General features: G+C 68.0%; 18 protein-coding genes and 1 pseudogene. 14 read left to right on the forward strand and 5 right to left on the reverse strand.

Annotated elements, in window-relative coordinates:
* Window positions 1-118: 118 nt before the first annotated feature.
* From ACFWFI_RS08685 to ACFWFI_RS08695, 3 genes are all read right to left on the reverse strand, one after another.
* Entirely contained in the window at window positions 119-565 is a 447-nt protein-coding gene (locus ACFWFI_RS08685; RefSeq protein ID WP_387387219.1) for a hypothetical protein, read from the reverse strand.
* A gap of 232 nt (window positions 566-797) precedes the next feature.
* A complete protein-coding gene (locus ACFWFI_RS08690; protein ID WP_387387221.1) occupies window positions 798-1,415 on the reverse strand; it encodes a hypothetical protein in 618 nt (205 codons plus the stop codon).
* Window positions 1,416-2,476: 1,061 nt separating this feature from the next.
* Window positions 2,477-3,424: an SDR family NAD(P)-dependent oxidoreductase gene (locus ACFWFI_RS08695; protein WP_387387223.1), complete on the reverse strand. Its 948-nt coding sequence runs from the start codon at window positions 3,422-3,424 to the stop codon at window positions 2,477-2,479.
* A gap of 109 nt (window positions 3,425-3,533) precedes the next feature.
* Between ACFWFI_RS08695 and ACFWFI_RS08700 the strand changes: the two genes are divergently transcribed.
* The 5 genes and pseudogenes from ACFWFI_RS08700 to ACFWFI_RS08720 all read left to right on the forward strand — a co-directional run bounded on the left by ACFWFI_RS08700 (window position 3,534) and on the right by ACFWFI_RS08720 (window position 8,752).
* The gene (locus ACFWFI_RS08700; protein WP_387387225.1) at window positions 3,534-4,199 is read left to right on the forward strand and encodes a TetR/AcrR family transcriptional regulator; all 666 of its coding nucleotides are present in this window, start codon (window positions 3,534-3,536) and stop codon (window positions 4,197-4,199) included.
* 22 nt (window positions 4,200-4,221) lie between these two features.
* Window positions 4,222-4,486, forward strand: a pseudogene (locus tag ACFWFI_RS08705) (transcriptional regulator); the annotation flags it as partial.
* Between the two features lie 381 nt (window positions 4,487-4,867).
* A complete protein-coding gene (locus ACFWFI_RS08710; protein WP_387387226.1) occupies window positions 4,868-5,857 on the forward strand; it encodes a CehA/McbA family metallohydrolase in 990 nt (329 codons plus the stop codon).
* Between the two features lie 129 nt (window positions 5,858-5,986).
* Window positions 5,987-6,655, forward strand: a complete 669-nt coding sequence (locus tag ACFWFI_RS08715; RefSeq protein ID WP_387387227.1) for a peptidase E — start codon at window positions 5,987-5,989, stop codon at window positions 6,653-6,655.
* A 417-nt stretch (window positions 6,656-7,072) separates the two neighbouring features.
* The gene (locus ACFWFI_RS08720) at window positions 7,073-8,752 is read left to right on the forward strand and encodes a hydrogenase maturation protein (protein WP_387387229.1); all 1,680 of its coding nucleotides are present in this window, start codon (window positions 7,073-7,075) and stop codon (window positions 8,750-8,752) included.
* 22 nt (window positions 8,753-8,774) lie between these two features.
* On the opposite strand, the gene hypB is transcribed toward ACFWFI_RS08720, so the two are convergent.
* Window positions 8,775-9,503, reverse strand: coding sequence for a hydrogenase nickel incorporation protein HypB (hypB, locus tag ACFWFI_RS08725; RefSeq protein ID WP_387387230.1), 729 nt, complete (start codon window positions 9,501-9,503; stop codon window positions 8,775-8,777).
* Window positions 9,504-9,557: 54 nt separating this feature from the next.
* Window positions 9,558-9,887, reverse strand: coding sequence for a hydrogenase maturation nickel metallochaperone HypA/HybF (locus tag ACFWFI_RS08730; protein ID WP_387387232.1), 330 nt, complete (start codon window positions 9,885-9,887; stop codon window positions 9,558-9,560).
* 262 nt (window positions 9,888-10,149) lie between these two features.
* Here ACFWFI_RS08730 and ACFWFI_RS08735 point away from each other — a divergent pair, with 262 nt between their 5' ends.
* The 9 genes from ACFWFI_RS08735 to ACFWFI_RS08775 are packed head-to-tail and all read left to right on the forward strand — an operon-like array spanning window position 10,150 to window position 17,568.
* Entirely contained in the window at window positions 10,150-11,205 is a 1,056-nt protein-coding gene (locus ACFWFI_RS08735) for an NADH-quinone oxidoreductase subunit B family protein (protein ID WP_387387233.1), read from the forward strand.
* Window positions 11,206-11,250: 45 nt separating this feature from the next.
* Window positions 11,251-13,044, forward strand: coding sequence for a nickel-dependent hydrogenase large subunit (locus ACFWFI_RS08740; RefSeq protein WP_387387235.1), 1,794 nt, complete (start codon window positions 11,251-11,253; stop codon window positions 13,042-13,044).
* Window positions 13,044-13,985, forward strand: a complete 942-nt coding sequence (locus ACFWFI_RS08745; RefSeq protein WP_387387236.1) for a NifU family protein — start codon at window positions 13,044-13,046, stop codon at window positions 13,983-13,985. The genes ACFWFI_RS08740 and ACFWFI_RS08745 overlap by 1 nt, the downstream gene beginning before the upstream one ends.
* On the forward strand, window positions 13,982-14,635 hold the full coding sequence (locus tag ACFWFI_RS08750) for a DUF5947 family protein (RefSeq protein WP_387387238.1): 654 nt from the start codon (window positions 13,982-13,984) through the stop codon (window positions 14,633-14,635). The genes ACFWFI_RS08745 and ACFWFI_RS08750 overlap by 4 nt, the downstream gene beginning before the upstream one ends.
* Window positions 14,632-15,273 (forward strand): DUF6084 family protein, encoded by a 642-nt coding sequence (locus tag ACFWFI_RS08755; protein ID WP_387387240.1) that lies wholly within the window; start codon window positions 14,632-14,634, stop codon window positions 15,271-15,273. Before ACFWFI_RS08750 ends, ACFWFI_RS08755 begins: the two co-directional genes overlap by 4 nt.
* A complete protein-coding gene (locus ACFWFI_RS08760) occupies window positions 15,270-16,673 on the forward strand; it encodes a hypothetical protein (RefSeq protein WP_387387242.1) in 1,404 nt (467 codons plus the stop codon). Before ACFWFI_RS08755 ends, ACFWFI_RS08760 begins: the two co-directional genes overlap by 4 nt.
* On the forward strand, window positions 16,670-16,789 hold the full coding sequence (locus ACFWFI_RS08765; protein WP_387387244.1) for a DUF6893 family small protein: 120 nt from the start codon (window positions 16,670-16,672) through the stop codon (window positions 16,787-16,789). Before ACFWFI_RS08760 ends, ACFWFI_RS08765 begins: the two co-directional genes overlap by 4 nt.
* Before the next feature lie 37 nt (window positions 16,790-16,826).
* Entirely contained in the window at window positions 16,827-17,039 is a 213-nt protein-coding gene (locus tag ACFWFI_RS08770) for a hypothetical protein (RefSeq protein ID WP_387387245.1), read from the forward strand.
* Window positions 17,040-17,046: 7 nt separating this feature from the next.
* Window positions 17,047-17,568, forward strand: a complete 522-nt coding sequence (locus ACFWFI_RS08775; RefSeq protein ID WP_387387247.1) for a hydrogenase maturation protease — start codon at window positions 17,047-17,049, stop codon at window positions 17,566-17,568.
* Window positions 17,569-17,570: the final 2 nt, after the last annotated feature.

The raw sequence follows: 17,570 nt of genomic DNA on the forward strand, positions 1-17,570 counted from the left end.
GCCCCGATCCCCCAGGATCGGGGCCCTTCGGTGTGAGCTGCTCTTGTGCATCGCTTGGGCGTCGTAGATGCCGCAGCTTGCGCCGGCCCGCCCCAGCTACGTCTTGCTGCACTGCGGGTCAGGCGGGGATGATCTGCCCGTTCTCGATCTGGAAGTTCTCGGTCGGTGAGCAACCGATCGATGGCGTGATCAGCAGGCTGACGGCAACCGGCGCGGGCTCCGTGCCGGCGGTGGAGAACTCGCACACCGCGTGGCGGCCGGTCAGCGGGAACCAGAACCAGGCGTCCACCTCGCCGACCAGAGCACGGTCCGATTCTCTCCACGCACCGTCCTTGAAGGTGAAGACCTGGAGGCGCACGGATGCCGCGAGCGGATCGTTCTGCGACCTCAGAGCGGTGAGGGTGAACTTGAAGTCCCTGTCCAGGACCGATGTGGCGATCCGTCGGCGCTCTGTCGCCTGGGGCTCGGTCTGCGGTTCCTTCCCCTGACCGGCCGTCGGGCGGGTCTGGGGGTCGTCTGGCAGAGGGTTCGGCGGGCCACCGGTGGTTGCGCCGATCGTGACCATGGTGGCCGTGGCGGTGGCCAGGGCGACGCCCCAGCTCGTGAGTGTGCGGAAGGCCAGTGGGCTATGCCGACGTTGATTCGAAATGACGCACCTCCGCATGGTGTGGCGCTGACTTCTGGAAAGCGCCATGACAGGACGGGCCTATGACAGGGACTGTCGAATACCTGACGCGGGCGAAAACTGCTGCTCTCACGCCACTGCATCCCGGGCGGCGTCGATACCGCCTGAGCAACTACTTGCCGGGGAAGGACGGAGGCATGGGCATCGGCACCTCGGACGGACTGCGACCGTCCCCGGTCCGATGAGGCTGCACGTCGAAGACTTCGAATGTGAGTTGCCAGGTCGCCGACGTCAGCACCCGCTGTGTCACCTGGCCACGCGCCTTACGGAACTCCCCGGTGCCTCCGGTGATCGCGTTGACGACCGGGCTCGGTACCGGAATTCCGGCTTGCTCGGCCTGGAGGGTGATCTGTCCTTCCGGCAGCACCGCGGTTGACGAGCATTGTCCCGCGTTGCGTTCGAGGTCGATGATGACGCAGAACCCGCCGAAGCGTCCGACAAGGCGTTCTTCTGGCCCCTCGGGCGACACCAGATTCCCACTGAAGATGAACTGGTCGCCGACGCTGCGGCCGGTTGCACCCAGGTCCAGCTCTTCGCCGACTTGCAGCCGGGCCTCCAAGCGGATGGTGCGGCTTTTCGCCGAGGAACCGTCGGCAGGGTGGGTTGTCGCAGTCGCGGCCGTCTTCTGCGGATCTACGTCGGCCGACGCCGGTCCGATGAGAGCCAGCCCGGCAGAGCCGCCGAGAACCGTAAGGGCGAGGAATACGAAGGGCCGGCCGGCGAAGCCCATGGTCGCCTCCATGTTTGTGGGAGTGCACAAAGTCAGGGCCGCCCAGGTCTGTCCGAAGCCGCCGGACGGCGACCCGTTGGGTGGGATCACAAAGGCAAGGCACCTGAGGTTGTGACGAACTCCGTCCGAATTGATCACGACGGACCCTCCGTCTAGGGGCGACGCTAATGACAGTGATGGCGACGTGCTCAACAGAGGGCCAAAATTGGGGCCATTGGGGTGCCTTGCATCGCGACTGCCGGTTGGTCTTGCGTGATGTCGCGTTGATCCCTGTACGGGGCGGTGCCGGTCAGGGGCGCGCGTCGGCTGTCGTGCCGGATGACGCCGGGTTCCACGGGCCCGGGCCTGCCAGACTTCCTGGAACCCCTCGTGCTGTTCCGGGCCCGTGGGGATTCGGCACGTGCGGGCGGGTAGGAGGTCATGACGGGAGTCATTCCAGCCGGACCCACGATCGCGGCTTCCTCGGCGGTCGAACCACCTCCGGCGCTGTGAACGACGCTGCGCGTCTTGGACCTACCAGTCCGAGTCAGTCGTGGGCCGGACCGGCGCTCGACCGGGCACGGTCCCGACACGCCCAATGCTCTGACAGTGTTCCTGATCAGGCAAGGTCGGCCCATCGAAGCCATCGCATCCCTCCCCCCGATATCCGCTCAACGCGAAGCGTGGGAGGCCCGCTGCCGAAAACTCCGAACCCGAACACAGCGGTTCCTGACGGTCTCCCACGCTCCCGCCGGACGATAGGCGTACAGAGGGAGCGCGGGCCCCGAAGGACCGTGGCCGATCGATCACCAAATGGCTTGGCAGGTAACGGCGGTAGGCGTGCGCGACTTGAACGCTGCGGATCCCAAAGCGGCAGCGACGCCAGGACCGTAGTCGCTTGCACGTTGAGTCCGGCTTCGGGGGAAGCGACCAACGGGCCATGCCGCGCAAGGCGTGGTCGGTGAGGTCGTGCCGGCGCAACGGCCGCGCCCGCGTTCGCTGACGAAATCCCCTGCTGTCGTGGTCCGGGGTAGTTGCGGCTACCCGAGCCGGACAGTGTCCAGAACGGACAGCAGCGCGGGCTACATCGTGGTGGCCGATCCGGAGGGAAACGAGGCCTGCTTGGACTGAACGACGGGGAACTTCACCCCGGTGAGGTCTTCGGAGACGGCCCACAGCCGCTGCTGGACGGCTATCTCGTACGACTCCGGGCTGGAGGTGACCAGCCGGGGGTGGCCCATGACCTCGTTGCGTCCGCCGGGACCGTAGTACTGGCCGCCGAGCGCGGCGGGGTCGGTGGCGGCGCGCAGGGTCGGCAGCGCGCCCATCGCCGGCGTCTGGGTGATCAGCGGCGCGAGCCAGGTGAGCGGAAGCCGGAGTGCCGCGGGGGTGTTGCGGGCGAGCTCGGTGCTGGACATGCCGGGGTGCGCGGCCACCGCGACGGTGGTGCCGTGCGTGGCGAGCCGGCGCTGCAGCTCGTACGTGAACATCAGATTGGCCAGCTTGGACTGACCATAGGCGCCGGCCCGGCCGTACGACCGCTCCCATTGCAGGTCGTCGAAGTGGATCGCGGCCCGGATGCGGTGGCCGGTGCTGCTGACCGTCACCACGCGCGAGCCGGGCACCGGCAGCATCAGGTCCAGCAGCAGCCCGGTGAGCGCGAAGTGGCCGAGGTGGTTGGTGCCGAACTGCATCTCGAAGCCGTCCCGGGTGGTCTGCTTCGGGGTGTACATCACGCCGGCGTTGTTGATCAGCAGGTCGATCCGGTCGAGCCGGGACCGCAGTGCCGCCGCCGCGGTCCGGACGGAGTCGAGCGAGGTCAGGTCCAGCGCCTGCACGGTCACGTCGCCGGTCATGCGGGCCGCGGCCTGCTCACCCTTCTCGACGTTGCGCACGGCGAGCACCACGGACGCCCCGCGCTCGGCGAGCGCCTTGGCGGTCTCGTACCCCAGTCCGGTGTTGGCCCCGGTCACCACGGCCACCCGCCCGCGCTGGTCCGGAATGTTCGCCGTCTTCCACTTCTCGCTCATGTCAGGCCCCCAACTAGCTAACGTACCGAAGGTATCTTGTGCCGACAACGTTAAAGTACCTTCGGTATGTTGTCAACGTACCGCAGGTACCTAAGTTAGGCTGGCGATCGTGACTTTCCAGCGGGCGCGAACCGAAGAGCAGCGGGAGATCCGCCGACGGGCGATCCTCGACATGGCGTCGGCGATGCTCGACGAGATGCCTGTGGCCGCGGTCACCCTGAACGAGCTCAGCCGCCGGGTAGGCCTGGCGAAGCCGAACGTGCTGCGCTACTTCGAGTCTCGCGAGGCGGTGCTGCTGGAATTGCTGGACCACTTCCTGCAGGAGTGGCTGACTGAACTGGCAGGCGAGTTGGCCGCCGGCATCGACGAAAATCTACCCATGACCGAGCGAGCGGCAGCGGTGGCCGAGATCCTCAGCCGCTCGCTCTCCGGCCGAGTGGTGCTGTGCGACCTCTTCGGCGCACAGGGCAGCGTCCTGGAACACAACGTCTCCGTCGAGGTCGTAGCACGCTACAAGCGCGCCTCTCTGGACCGCCTGACAACCATGACCGCGCTGATCCAGAAGTACCTGCCGGAGCTGGGCGAGAACGCAACACTGTTCAGCCTGCAAACCATGGTCATGGCCGGCGCGCTGTCGGCGTACAGCACACCTCCACCCAGCCTGCAGGCGGCCTACCAGGCCGAGCCCGACCTGGCCCGCTTCCACTTGGAGCTGAGGGACTACTTGAAGCTGGCCCTGACCGCAACCCTCCTGGGCGTGCTACCCCGCCGCTGACCTGGGTTGCACTGGACGCTGCCGCAGCGACGACTTCCGCACCCGCTGGGGCGCCCACAACGTCCGCCACCACGGCACCGGCTATCGGCACCGAGCGCTTCCCCCACCAGGCCGTCGGCGAGCTGCCCCTCGCCCACGAAGGGTTGGAGATGGCAGCCGAACCCGGCCTCACTCTGACCATCTACACCGCCGAACCCGGTTCCACCTCTGAAGAGGGCCTGCGCCTCCTCGCGTCCTGGGCCGCCACCCAAGATGCCGACGCCACACAACCCTCCACAACGAGCTGAGCCCAGCATTCGGGGATCACGTTCTCCGGGGGCAGCCCGTCACAACGAGACTGTCATGGCGTACCCCTCCCAGCCAGTACGGCCGTACAACACCCCCCGCGTGCACACTTCGCACGACTAGGTTCACTGTCACAAAAGCCGAAACGGCTGGGTTCGCTGTCGAACGCCCTCACCTTGCAAGCCGGCTCGATCAGGCATGAGTTGCAACACCGGGGCACCGGCGTCGCTGCCTGCCCTCGCTCCTGATTATGACTGCTGACCAACTGATCGTTTCAAAATGAGATCTCGGTCTGATCTTTCGGCTGAGATGGTGCTCAGTGGTGCGACGGAACCGCTTGCCCTGCCTGCGCGTTGGCTCGACAGGACTTTGAGGGGAGAACCTTGTCGAGCCTGAGCTTCCCGTCGGCGCGGGCGGTCGGACGCGGGGCGGCCTGGTACCGCGGGGACTGCCATGTCCACTCCGTCCACTCGGACGGGGAACTCACCCCTGAAGAGTTGGCCGTTCGGGCGCACGCCGCCAGGCTCGACTTCATCGCGACAACGGAGCACAACTCAGCCGCGGCCCCGGGTGCATGGGGACATTTGGCCACCGATGACTTCTTGATCGTTCTCGGTGAGGAAGTGACCACGAAGACCGGGCACTGGCTCGCGCTCGGCATCGATCCAGGCAAGGTCGTCGACTGGAACCACCAGGTCAGGGACGGATTGGTCGATAAGCGCCTGGACGAGGTCCATCGAGTAGAGGGCCTGTGCGTGGCCGCGCACCCGCATGCGCCCTACCCATCGGGGGACTTCATGTTCCCCTTTCGGGGCTTCGACGTGGTGGAGGTGTGGAACGGACTGTGGACTTCGGACCGGCCCTGGAATGCTGACAACGAGGCGGCTCTGGCGGAGTGGGGGCGGAGCCTCGCGGCGGACATCCGCACGGGCTCCTGGCGGCCGGCGATGGGTAACAGCGACACCCACTTGGAAGGGCAGATCGGCATCCCTCACACCGTGGTCTTCGCTGAAGAGCTGAGCACCGAGGCGGTCCTGGCCGGAATTCGTGCCGGCCGCAGCTGGATCGCCGAGTCGGCAGACGTGGACGTGTCGTTCACCGCCAATGCCGATGGCCGCGTTGTCGGGGTGGGAGAACGGCTCGCGACTCTTGGTGGGCAGGCGGAAGTGCAGGCAGCAGTACGAGGTGCGCCGGCGGGGACCGTCAGCTTCCACACCGATCGGGGGAAGGTTCACCGGGCGTCTCTCCCTGCTGACGGGGCGGGCGTGGTGCAGTGGGACACGACGCCGGAGCACTCGGCGTTCGTTCGCATTGAGGTCCGCCATCCCAACGGGCACGTCGCCGCACTCACCAATCCGATCATCCTCGACTGACCGCTCGCTCCATCGTGACGTGTGCAGGCGACGGAGGCAGTGCGCGTTCCTGATGCGGCCATGCCATGACGGTATCGGTGGATCCTGGGTTCGTTTGCGCGCGTCCGTCAGCCGTGCTTGGCTCGCCCGATGAACTTTCTGTTGACGGCGAGTGGCCTGCGCAACGAGACGCTGCGGGATGCGCTGCGGGACATGCTGGGAAAGCCGTTCGGATCGGCGAACATCGTGTTCGTTCCCACGGCATCAGTCGCCGAGCCCGGGGACCACGGGTGGTTCGTCGCGGACATGAACCGGCTGCACGGCCTCGGCTGGCGGGAGTTCGACGTCCTGGAGCTGAACGGCCTGCCCCGGCAGATGGTGCTCGACCGGCTGCTCCACGCCGACGTCATCTATGTCGAGGGCGGCAACCAATACCACCTCGCGCGCAGCATCACCGGTAACGGCCTGGCCGACGGCTTCCTGGAGGCGCTGTCGAGCCGGGTCTATGTGGGGGTCAGCGCCGGATCAATGATCTTCAGCCGTAATCTCACCGGACACTCCGCCGACGTCATCGGGGACACCACGGACCTCCACGTGCTCGGCGCGACGACCGTGGAGCCGCCGTTCGGCCTCTTCGACTGGTATCTCAAGCCCCACCTGTACTCGCCGGATTTCCCCGAGCGGGGCGACGCCTGGGCTGATCGCATCGCCGCGCGGGCGGACTTCCCGATCTACTTCATCGACGACGAGACGGCCGTTCGCGTCAGGGACGGCGAGGTGGATGTCATTTCTGAAGGCCGGTGGCGGTTCCATCCGTGACTCAACGCGTGGTGGGGAGCCCCGGACAGGGCAGTGCGGCGCCCAGGTGCGCGCTGATGCGGAGCTGCCGGGGTGAGCACCTGTGTCAGCCGGCTTGCGTGAGGTAGTACGGGCTGACGTCGAGCCGTTCGGCAGGCCGGGTCCTGCGGCGGGTCGGACGCCTGCACCGCCGGAGTATGCAGGAGCGTCGGAACCCACCCGGCTCCGTACGGCATGTGACACCCTCGACGGCTCGGCAGCCCAGCGGTGGCCGTTACCACGTCGCCGACAGCGAATCGGTTGACGGACGGACCTCGTTCCCTTCCGCTGCGTGCGCTTTCGAGTGAAATCCCGGCATGTTCCGGCCGGGTCCGTCCCGGCGAGCAGCAATGCACGCTCACCCTCGATCGGGACGACCGCAGCCACCGGGAGATCGCCGTGCACATCCTGCTTGTCGCGAGCGCATTCAACAGCCTCACCCAACGTGTTCAGGCCGAGCTCAGGGACCACGGACACTCCGTGGCCGTGCAGCTCGCGCACGGGGACGACCCCGTCCGGGAGGCCGTGCACCGGGAATGCCCGGACCTTGTAGTGGCGCCGTACCTCAAGACTGCGCTTCCGAGGGACGTGTGGTCGGTTCACACCTGTCTCATCGTTCATCCGGGGCCGGTCGGCGACCGAGGGCCCTCCTCCCTCGACTGGGCCGTCCACGAGGGCGTGAGCGACTGGGGCGTGACCGTCCTGCAGGCGAATGCGGAGATGGACGCCGGCGACGTATGGGCCACCGCTTCCTGCTCGCTGCCCCCGGTGGGCAAGAGCGATCTGTACCGCAACGAAGTCTCGGACGCCGCCGCGGAGGCGGTGCTCCTGGCCGTCGGTCGCTTCGCGTCCGGAACGTACACCCCGGCTCCGCAGACCTCCGGCGCCGGCGAAGGCCTCCGCCCCCTGTTCCGCCAGTCCTCGCGCCGCATCGACTGGCGGTCGGACTCCACAGCAACAGTGGTCCGCAAGCTCAGGGCGGCGGACTCCCAGCCCGGCGTACTGGACGAACTGCTCGGCGACGAGTGGTTCCTGCACGGCGGGCACCCCGAGCCCCGGCTGAGCGGACGGCCGGGGGAACTGGTGGCCACCCGGGACGGTGCGATCTGCCGGGCGACCACCGATGGCGCGGTGTGGATCCCCGAGCTGCGGCCCCGGCGTGCGCCGGGCGGTCCGGCCACCTTCAAGCTCCCTGCCACGTCTGCGCTGGCCGGGCGACTGTCCGCCGTACCGGTGCGGCCGGCTCCGCTGCACAGGGCGGGGCACGAGGACACCTGGTCCGAGATCGGCTACCGGGAGGAGGCCGGGACCGGCTTCCTGTCCTTCTCGTTCCGCGGGGGCGCGATGAGCACGGAGCAGTGTCAACGCCTGCTCAGCGCCTACCGGTTCGCCTGTTCTCGGCCCACCTCGGTGCTGGTCATCGGCGGTGGCCGGGACTTCTTCTCCAACGGCATCCACCTCAACGTGATCGAGGCGTCGTCGGATCCCGGCGCCGAGTCCTGGGCCAACATCAATGCCATGGACGACTTGGTGGAAGCGGTTCTGACCACCACGGACCGGCTGGTCGTCTCCGCCCTGTCCGGAAATGCCGCGGCGGGCGGGGTGATGCTGGCTCTCGCCGCCGACGAGGTGTGGTGCAGGGAGGGTGCGGTACTCAATCCGCATTACCGCCTGATGGGGCTGTACGGATCGGAGTACTGGACATACACGCTGCCACGGCGAGTGGGGGCAGCAACAGCCGACCGGCTTATGCAGGAGGCTCAGCCGGTCAGCTCCACGGCGGCCTGCCGGCTCGGGCTGATCGACAGGGTGATCGCATGCGACCCACGGTCGTTCGACTCCGAGGTCGGGGCGCTGGCCTCACACCTGACCGCGCTGCCCGCGCTGCCGTCCCGCATCAACGCGAAGAAGGCGGAGCGGGACCGGGTCGACCTGGCCCCGTACCGCGAGGCCGAGCTCGTCCGCATGCGACGCATCTTCGCGGACCCGCACCATCCGTACCATGGCCTGCGCCGGGCGTTCGTACGCAAGGAACGCCCAGCGTCCGGCATCGCGGTTCAGCGCCCCCCACGAGGCTGACCGCGCCCCGACAGTGGAGCGGCTACCACTGTTCCGCCAGCCAGTCGTACCAGTGGGCCAGGCCCTCCCCGGTGGTCGCGGAGACCGTCAGCACGCGCACGTCCGGATTCACCGAGCGCGCGTGCTGCGCGCACTGTTCGACGTCGAAGTCCACGTAGGGCAGCAGATCGGCCTTGTTGATCAGGATCAGGTCGGCGGCGGCGAACATGTACGGATACTTGAGCGGTTTGTCCGTGCCCTCGGTGACCGAGATGATCACAACCTTGGTGCGCTCCCCCAGGTCGAACAGGGCGGGGCACACCAGGTTGCCGACGTTCTCGACCATGAGCAGTGAGCCTTCGGCCGGGGACAGCGCCGTGAGGGCGTCCCGCATCATCTCCGCGTCCAGGTGGCATCCCGCCCCGGTGTTCACCTGCACCACGGCGCAGCCCGTGCGCCTGATCCGGTCGGCGTCGAGTCCGGTCTCCTGATCCCCCTCGATGACGGCCATGGGCCGGCGGCCGTCGAGGTCGCTGATGGTGCGTTCGAGCAGGGTGGTCTTGCCTGCGCCCGGTGAGCTCATCATGTTCACGGCCACCACGCCGCGGCCGGTCATCCACGTCCGGTTGCGGTCCGCGAGGAGATCGTTCTTGGCGAGCACCTTCTGCTCGATGGTGACGGTCTCACCGTCGCCGTTCGGCTGAAGAGTCTCGTGCGGATGAGTGTGCGGATGCGGATGTGTGTGAGCGGGTGCATCGTCCTGCCGCAGCATCACGATCCTGGTCCCGCCGGACTCCCCGGAACAGCCGCAGTTACCACACATGGGTCAGCCCACTTTCATGGAAACGATCTGCAGTTCCTGTCCCGATGTGATCTCCACATCCGCGCTGCCGCAGGGACACAGCAGAATCAGGTCGGTCAGGGTGAACTCGATGGCACAGGTGCGGCAGCGGCCGGCCCCGGGCGGCTGGTCGATCTCCAACCGCGCCCCCTCGGCGACCGTTCCCTCAGCGACCAGGCCGAAGCAGAACTGCATCGAGTCGGGCACCACGGCGGTGAGCACGCCGACGCGGACACGGACCGAACGGACCGGGCGCCCCGCGGCGCGTTCGCACACCGAGTCGACGACGCTCTGCGTGATTGCCAGCTCGTGCACCAGTGCCTCGTTCTCCCGCGGGTGGCTCCGACCGTAGGGCTCCGGCGGGCCCGTATCGCCTTCCGACCGGACCGATATCCCGGCCGGATCACCCGACCGGCCCATTGTGTGCGGTCATCCGGCTCCCGAATACCAGGGACAGAGCGATGAATTCTCCGTGTTGCCGGAGCGCTTGATTCGAGGCCTGATGGTACCAATGTGCGCGAACCCATCCGTGGGGGCCGATGGCCGGTAGGCCGTCATCCTGAAAGGCGGCTCTGCCATGCCGACAAAGGAAGCAGTAGAGGCCGAGGACACACTGATCCATGTTCTGTGGATCAACGCAGGACTCAGCTGTGACGGCGATTCCGTTTCGCTGACTGCTGCCACTCAGCCGAGCATCGAGGAGATCGCGCTCGGCGCCCTGCCCGGCCTTCCAAAGATCGCTGTCCACTGGCCCCTCATCGATTTCGAGTGCGGCCCGAACGGCGGTGCGGACGACTTCCTCGAATGGTTCTTCAAGGCCGATCGCGGAGAGCTGGAACCGTTCGTCCTGGTGGTCGAGGGATCCATCCCGAACGAGAAACTGCACGACGACGGGTACTGGTGCGGATTCGGCAACGATCCGGCCACCGGTCAGCCGATGACCACCAGCGAATGGCTCGACCGGCTCACCCCGAAGGCCACAGCAGTCGTCGCGGTGGGTACCTGTGCGACGTACGGCGGCATCCATGCCATGGCGGGCAACCCGACCGGCGCTATGGGGGTCCCCGACTACCTGGGCTGGGACTGGAAGTCCAAGGCCGGGATCCCGATCGTGTGCGTCCCCGGCTGCCCGATCCAGCCGGACAACCTGTCGGAGACGCTCACCTACCTGCTCTACATGGCCACCGACCAGGCTCCGATGATCCCGCTCGACGACGCGCTGCGGCCGACGTGGCTGTTCGGGTCGACGGTTCACGAGGGCTGTGACCGGGCCGGCTACTACGAGCAGGCCGACTTCGCGACGGAGTACGGCTCACCGAAGTGCATCGTCAAGCTCGGCTGCTGGGGTCCCGCGGTCAAGTGCAACGTGCCCAAGCGCGGCTGGATGAACGGCATCGGCGGCTGCCCCAACGTCGGTGGGATCTGTATCGGCTGCACCATGCCCGGGTTCCCGGACAAGTTCATGCCGTTCATGGACGAACCCCCCGGCGGAAAGCTCTCGACCAACGCGGTCGGCCTGTACGGGTCGACGATGCGGCGCCTGCGCCACATCACCACCCACACCCTGGACCGCGAACCGAAATGGCGTAAGCCCGGCAGGGAACTCAAGACCGGCGCCACACGCACCTGGTAAGTGACCGCTGGTCACCGCAACGGACAGAAAGATGAGGCGGCACAAATGACCGCGACGCAGCACAAGGGTGCCGGAGGAGGCCGGGGCAAGAACGACCTGGTCGAAATGGCGTGGGATCCCATTACCCGGATCGTCGGCAGCCTGGGCATCTACACGAAGATCGACTTCAAGCAGAAGGTGGTCGCGGAGTGCCACAGCACCAGTTCCATCTTCCGCGGCTATTCGGTCTTCATGAAGGGAAAGGATCCGCGGGACGCTCACTTCATCACAAGTCGCATCTGCGGAATCTGCGGTGACAACCACGCCACGTGTTCCTGTTACGCGCAGAACATGGCGTACGGGGTGAAGCCGCCGCACCTCGGCGAATGGATCGTGAATCTCGGCGAGGCCGCGGAGTACATGTTCGACCACAACATCTTCCAGGAGAACCTGGTCGGGGTCGACTACTGCGAGAAGATGGTCGCGGAGACCAACCCCGGGGTGCTGGAGCAGGCCAACCGCACCCCCTCACCGCACGCCGACGCCCACGGGTACAAGACCATCGGCGACATCATGCGGTCGCTGAACCCGTTCACCGGCGAGTTCTACCGCGAGGCGCTCCAGGTCAGCCGTATGACCCGCGAGATGTTCTGCCTCATGGAGGGCCGGCACGTCCATCCCTCCACGCTCTATCCCGGCGGCGTAGGCACCGTGGCGACCATTCAGCTGATGACGGACTACATCACCCGGCTCCAGCGGTACGTCGAGTTCATGAAGAAGGTCGTGCCGATGCACGACGATCTCTTCGACTTCTTCTACGAAGCCCTGCCGGGGTACGAGCAGGTCGGCAACCGGCGGATCCTGCTGGGCTGCTGGGGCTCCTTCCAGGACCCGGAGTACTGCAACTTCGAGTACAAGGACATGACCGACTGGGGACGGAAGATGTACGTCACCCCCGGTGTGGTCGTGGACGGCAAGCTGGTCACCACCGACCTGGTGAAGATCAACCTCGGCATCCGGATCCTGCTCGGTTCGTCGTACTACAACGACTGGGACGAGCAGGAGACCTTCGTCTCCCACGACCCGCTCGGCAATCCGGTCGACCGGCGCCACCCGTGGAACCAGCACACCAACCCGCAGCCGCAGAAGCGGGACCTGGACGACAAGTACAGCTGGGTCATGTCACCCCGGTGGTTCGACGGCAAGGACTACCTGGCTCTCGACACGGGCGGCGGGCCGCTCGCGCGGCTGTGGACCACCGCGCTGGCCGGCCTGGTCGACATCGGCTACATCCAGGCCACCGGCCACAGCGTCAAGATCAACCTCCCCAAGACCGCACTCAAGGGGCCGGTGGAGCTGGAGTGGCACGTCCCGAAGTGGAGCAACACCATCGAGCGCAACCGGGCGCGCAGCTACTTCCAGGCGTACGCGGCCGCCTGCGCGCTCCACTTCGCGGAGAAGGCGCTCGTGGAGATCCGCTCGGGAAACACCAAGACCTGGGAGAAGTTCGAGGTGCCCGAAGAGGGTGTGGGCTGCGGGTTCACCGAGGCGGTACGCGGTGTCCTCTCGCACCACATGGTGATCCGGGACGGCAAGATCGCCAACTACCACCCGTACCCGCCGACTCCCTGGAACGCCAGCCCCCGCGACACGTACGGCACTCCCGGCCCCTACGAGGACGCCGTGCAGGGCCAACCGATCTTCGAGGAGAACGACCGGGAGCACTTCAAGGGCATCGACATCATGCGCACGGTGCGCAGCTTCGACCCCTGTCTGCCCTGCGGCGTGCACATGTATCTCGGCGAGGGCAAGAAGCTGGAACTCCTGCACTCCCCCACCCAGTCCGCGGGCAGTGAGTGATGGCGCAGGAGGAATCCCCGGCCGCGCCCGACTGGCGGGCGACCGGTGATCGCATCGACACCCTGATCGCCGCCAGCGGCTCGGGCGGCGCGGTCGCCCGCGAACGCAGCGAGGAACTGGTCCGGCTCGTCGCCGACTTCTACGGCGCCGGGCTGGAACGGCTGCTCGACCTCGTGCACGAGCAGGGGCGGCTGGACGACGACGTCCTGGCCGCCCTGGCCGGCGACGACCTGGTGGCCAGCGTCCTGCTGGTCCACGGGCTGCACCCGTACGGCGTGGAGACCCGGGTCGAGCAGGCGCTGGAGAGTGTGCGGCCGTATCTGGGGTCGCACGGCGGTGATGTCGAGCTGCTCGCTGTCACCGACGACGGCACTGTCCGGTTGCGGCTGCTGGGCAGTTGCGACGGCTGCCCTTCGTCCTCGGTCACGCTCAAGCTGGCCGTGCAGGGGGCGGTGGAGGCGGCGGCTCCGGAGATCACATCGATCGAGGTCGAGACCGCGGCCGACGAGGATGCCGGTGCGGCGGGGCCGCTGGTGCCGGTGGACTCTCTGTTCGCCCGGCTGCACGCGGACGCTGCGGCCGGCGACGACGGCGCCTCCTGGGAAGTCGTGCCGGAGCTGTCGGGGCTGGAGTCCGGCGCAGTGATCCGGGTGGAAGTCGGCAGGATGCCGGTGGTGGTCTGCCGTGTGGGCGCGGACCTCCTCGCCTTCGAGGACCGGTGCGCGCGCTGCGAGCGGCCGTTCGAGGGCGCCACGCTGACGCGGCGGCTGGGCGGTGGGCCCGGGGACGCGATCCTTCGCTGCGCCGTGTGCCGTGCGCACTACGACGTGCGGCGGGCCGGGGTCTGCCTCGACGAGGACGGTGTGCACCTGGCCCCGCTGCCGCTGCTGTCGGACGGTGCCACGGTCTCCGTGTCGGTGCCCGCGGCGGTGGCGCCGTGATCGCGGCCGGCCGTTCCGCCTCCCCGGCATCAACCCTGCTGCGCCTCACACGCAACCGGCCGCAGCCGCCTGCCGGTGAGCGCTGCGAGATGTGTGCGGCGCCGATCGGAGAGGGCCACCCCCATGTGGTGAACCTCGACAGCCGCGCCCTGATGTGCGGCTGCCGGGCCTGCTATCTGCTGTTCACCGACGAGGGGGCACAGCTGCGCTACCGAGCGGTCCCCGAGCGCTATCTGCACTTCGACGGGCTGACCGTGGACGGGCGTGCCTGGGACGAACTACAGATTCCCGTGGGGCTCGCCTTCCTGTTCCACAACTCCGTCATGGACCGCATGGTCGCGTTCTACCCGGGCCCCGCCGGGGCCACCGAGTCGGAGCTGCCGCTGGACGCCTGGGCGGCCGTCGTCGAGTCGAGCCCGGAACTCACCGTGCTGCGTCCCGACGTGGAGGCGCTGCTGATCCGGCGCACGGAAGGGAGCGGCGGATCGTGCCATCTGGTGCCGATCGACGCCTGTTACGAACTGGTGGGGCAACTGCGCACACTGTGGCGCGGGTTCGACGGCGGTTCCGAGGCGCGGGCCGCGACGGACGACTTCTTCGCGCGGGTGGCGGACCGCAGCCGGCCCGCCGCCGGGATCGGAGCGCAGTGAACGACTTCGCGTTCTCCGTGCTCGACGTCTTCGCCGAGCCGTACACGGCCGCGCCGCAGCTGACCGCTCGACTGCGGATCGAGGAGCGGACGGGCCGGCGCATCCACGCCATCGCGCTGCACTGCCAGGTCCGCATCGAGCCGCAGCGACGCCACTACGACGATGCCGAACAGAGCGGGCTGGTGGCACTGTTCGGCGGCCGGGACCGCTGGACGGACACCTTGAAGCCGTTCCAGTGGATGAGCTGCGACACCACGGTGCAGGGGTTCAGCGGCACGACCGAGGTCGACCTCGCCCTGCCCTGCACATACGACTTCGACGTGATCGGTTCCCGCTATCTGCACGCACTGGGAGAGGGTTCGGTCCCCCTTGCCCTGATGTTCTCCGGCACGGTCTTCACCCGCGGCAGCAAGGGCTTCGGGGTCGAGCAGGTGCCGTGGGACTGCGAAGCCCGGTACTCGATGCCGGTCGAGGTGTGGCGGCGCATGGTGGCGGCGCACTTCCCGAACACCGGGTGGATCAGGCTGGACCACGAGGTGCTCGCGCGCTTCGCGGACTTCCGGGCCCGGCGCGGGCTGATCAGCTGGGACGAGACGGTCCAGGCCCTCCTGGCCGAGCACGACGAGGTGGTCCTGTGAGCCTTGACCAGGTGCGTTCGATCGCCGACGCCGTCCTTTACGAGGGGTACCTCCTCTACCCGTACCGAGCGAGCTCGCACAAGAACCGCTCACGTTGGCAGTTCGGGGTCCTCGGCCCGCCGCACGCCACGGGGGCGAGTTTCAGTGAGGAGCCGGAGATGGAGATGCAGTGCCTGCTGGCACCGAACGACTGGCCGGCGGCCGTCACCGTGCATCTGCGCTTCCTCCAGCTCCAGGTCCGCGAGGTACGGACCATGGGCGAGGACGGAGTGGAGGCACCGGTCGACCACCTCACCGTCGACGGGGTGTCGGTGATGTCCTGGGACGAGGCGGTCGAACAGGAAGTCGTCCTGACGGCCTTGCCGTTGGCGGAGGAGGCGGACGCCGTCCACCGGGTCCCGGGCGGTGAGGACATCGAGCCTGTGACCGACGCGCAGGGCGTGGAGGTGGGCCGGATCGTGCGGCGCCGACTGCCGTTGGCGTTCCGGGTCCGTGCGCGACCCGTCGTCGACGGCGGATACGTACGCCTCTCCGTGGCGGTGCGCAACGAGCACCCGGAGCCGGCCGCCACCAAGGACGCCGCGATCCGGTCCTCGCTGATCGGCGCGCATCTCCTGATCCGCGCGCACGACGCCGAGTTCGTCTCACTGCTCGAACCGCCCGCCGGGGCGGCGGCAGCCGCCGGCCGTTGCCGACAGCGCAGGTGCTGGCCCGTGCTGGTCGGCCCGAAGGGGACGACAGACACCCTGCTCGGCGCGCCGATCATCCTGTACGACTACCCGGAGGTCGCCGAGCAGAGCCCCGGTGCCCTGTTCGACTCGACCGAGATCGACGAGATCCTCACCCTCCGAGTCATGACCATGACGGAGGAGGAGAAGGCGGAGGCCCGGGCCACCGATCCCCGCGCCCGGGAGATCATCGACCGGTGCGACGGCATGTCGCCCGCCGACCTCCAGCAGCTGCACGGACTGCTGCGCGACCCCCACCCGCCCCAGCCGGCGGCGCTCGCGGGGCAGGCGGCCGACGTCCGGGACGTCGAGCCCGCCGCCTTCGACACCGCGGGCGCACCCTGGTGGGACCCGGCGGCCGATGCCTCGGTGCGGCCCGAAAGCGACGCGGTGATGATCGACGGGGTCAGGGTGGCCAAGGGCAGCCTGGTCCGGGTCCATCCCTCCCGGCGTGCCGACGCACAGGACCTGTTCTTCGCCGGCCAGGTGGCCCGGGTGACCGCGGTTCTCGCGGACGTGGACGGCGGTACGCACGTCGCCCTGGTCCTTGTCGACGACCCGGCTTCGGACCTGCACGACTGGTACGGCCGCTACTTCTACTTCGCGCCCGACGAGCTGACACCCCTGTCCGTCGAGGAGACGGCGCAGCACCGAGAGGAGAACCAATCGTGAAGAACCTGGGCATCATCACCGTCGGCGTCGCGGCGGCCGTGGCGCTCGTCGCCGTGGGGGTCGGGATCAGGTCGATCCCCGACATCCGCCGCTACCTGCGAATCCGTTCGATGTGAATCCCCCGATCCGAATGATGTGAGTGAGGAGCACCCCATGGCGGACACACCGGAGAAGAACAGCAGCGTCGAGGAGGAGCCACAGGAGGAACGGGGCCCGAAGGGGTCCCGCGACACCGGCTCGGACAAACCGTCGGCCGGCCCGGCCGACCGCCCCTCGGGCACCTCGGACGAGCGCTCCGACACCTCCGTACAGCCGAAGAAGCCCCAGGACCCGGAATCGCCCGACCTCCAGTCCGGTGGCGGCTGAGCCGAGGATGACGCAGGAACCGGACACGGCCGCCCGGGTGCTGGTGGCGGGCATCGGCAATCTGTTCCTCGGCGACGACGGCTTCGGCCCGGAGGTCGTACGCCGGCTGGCCCGCGCCGACGGGATGCCCCCGCAGGCCCGGGTGGTGGACTACGGGATCCGCGGCATGCATCTCGCGTACGACCTGCTCGACGGGTACGACGCGCTGGTCCTCGTCGACGCGTACCCGGGGGGCGGCGTACCCGGGGAGGTGACGGTGCTCCGCATCGGCGTGGAGGACCTCGGTACGGGTGAATTCGACGCTCATGGGATGAATCCGGTAGCTGTCCTTGCAAACCTGGATCAATTGGGCGGTACTCTTCCGCTCACCTACCTCGTCGGCTGCACGCCCGCCGGTGTCGAGGAGGGCATCGGGCTCAGCGAAGCCGTCGACAAGGCGGTGCCCGAGGCGATCCAGGCAGTGCACACCCTGGTCCGGCAGCTCGTGCCGGCCGCGTCCCTGAACAGCGCCGAACCCCGGAGACCCTGATC

This window comes from Streptomyces sp. NPDC060209 (assembly GCF_042728155.1).
Taxonomy (GTDB): domain Bacteria; phylum Actinomycetota; class Actinomycetes; order Streptomycetales; family Streptomycetaceae; genus Streptomyces.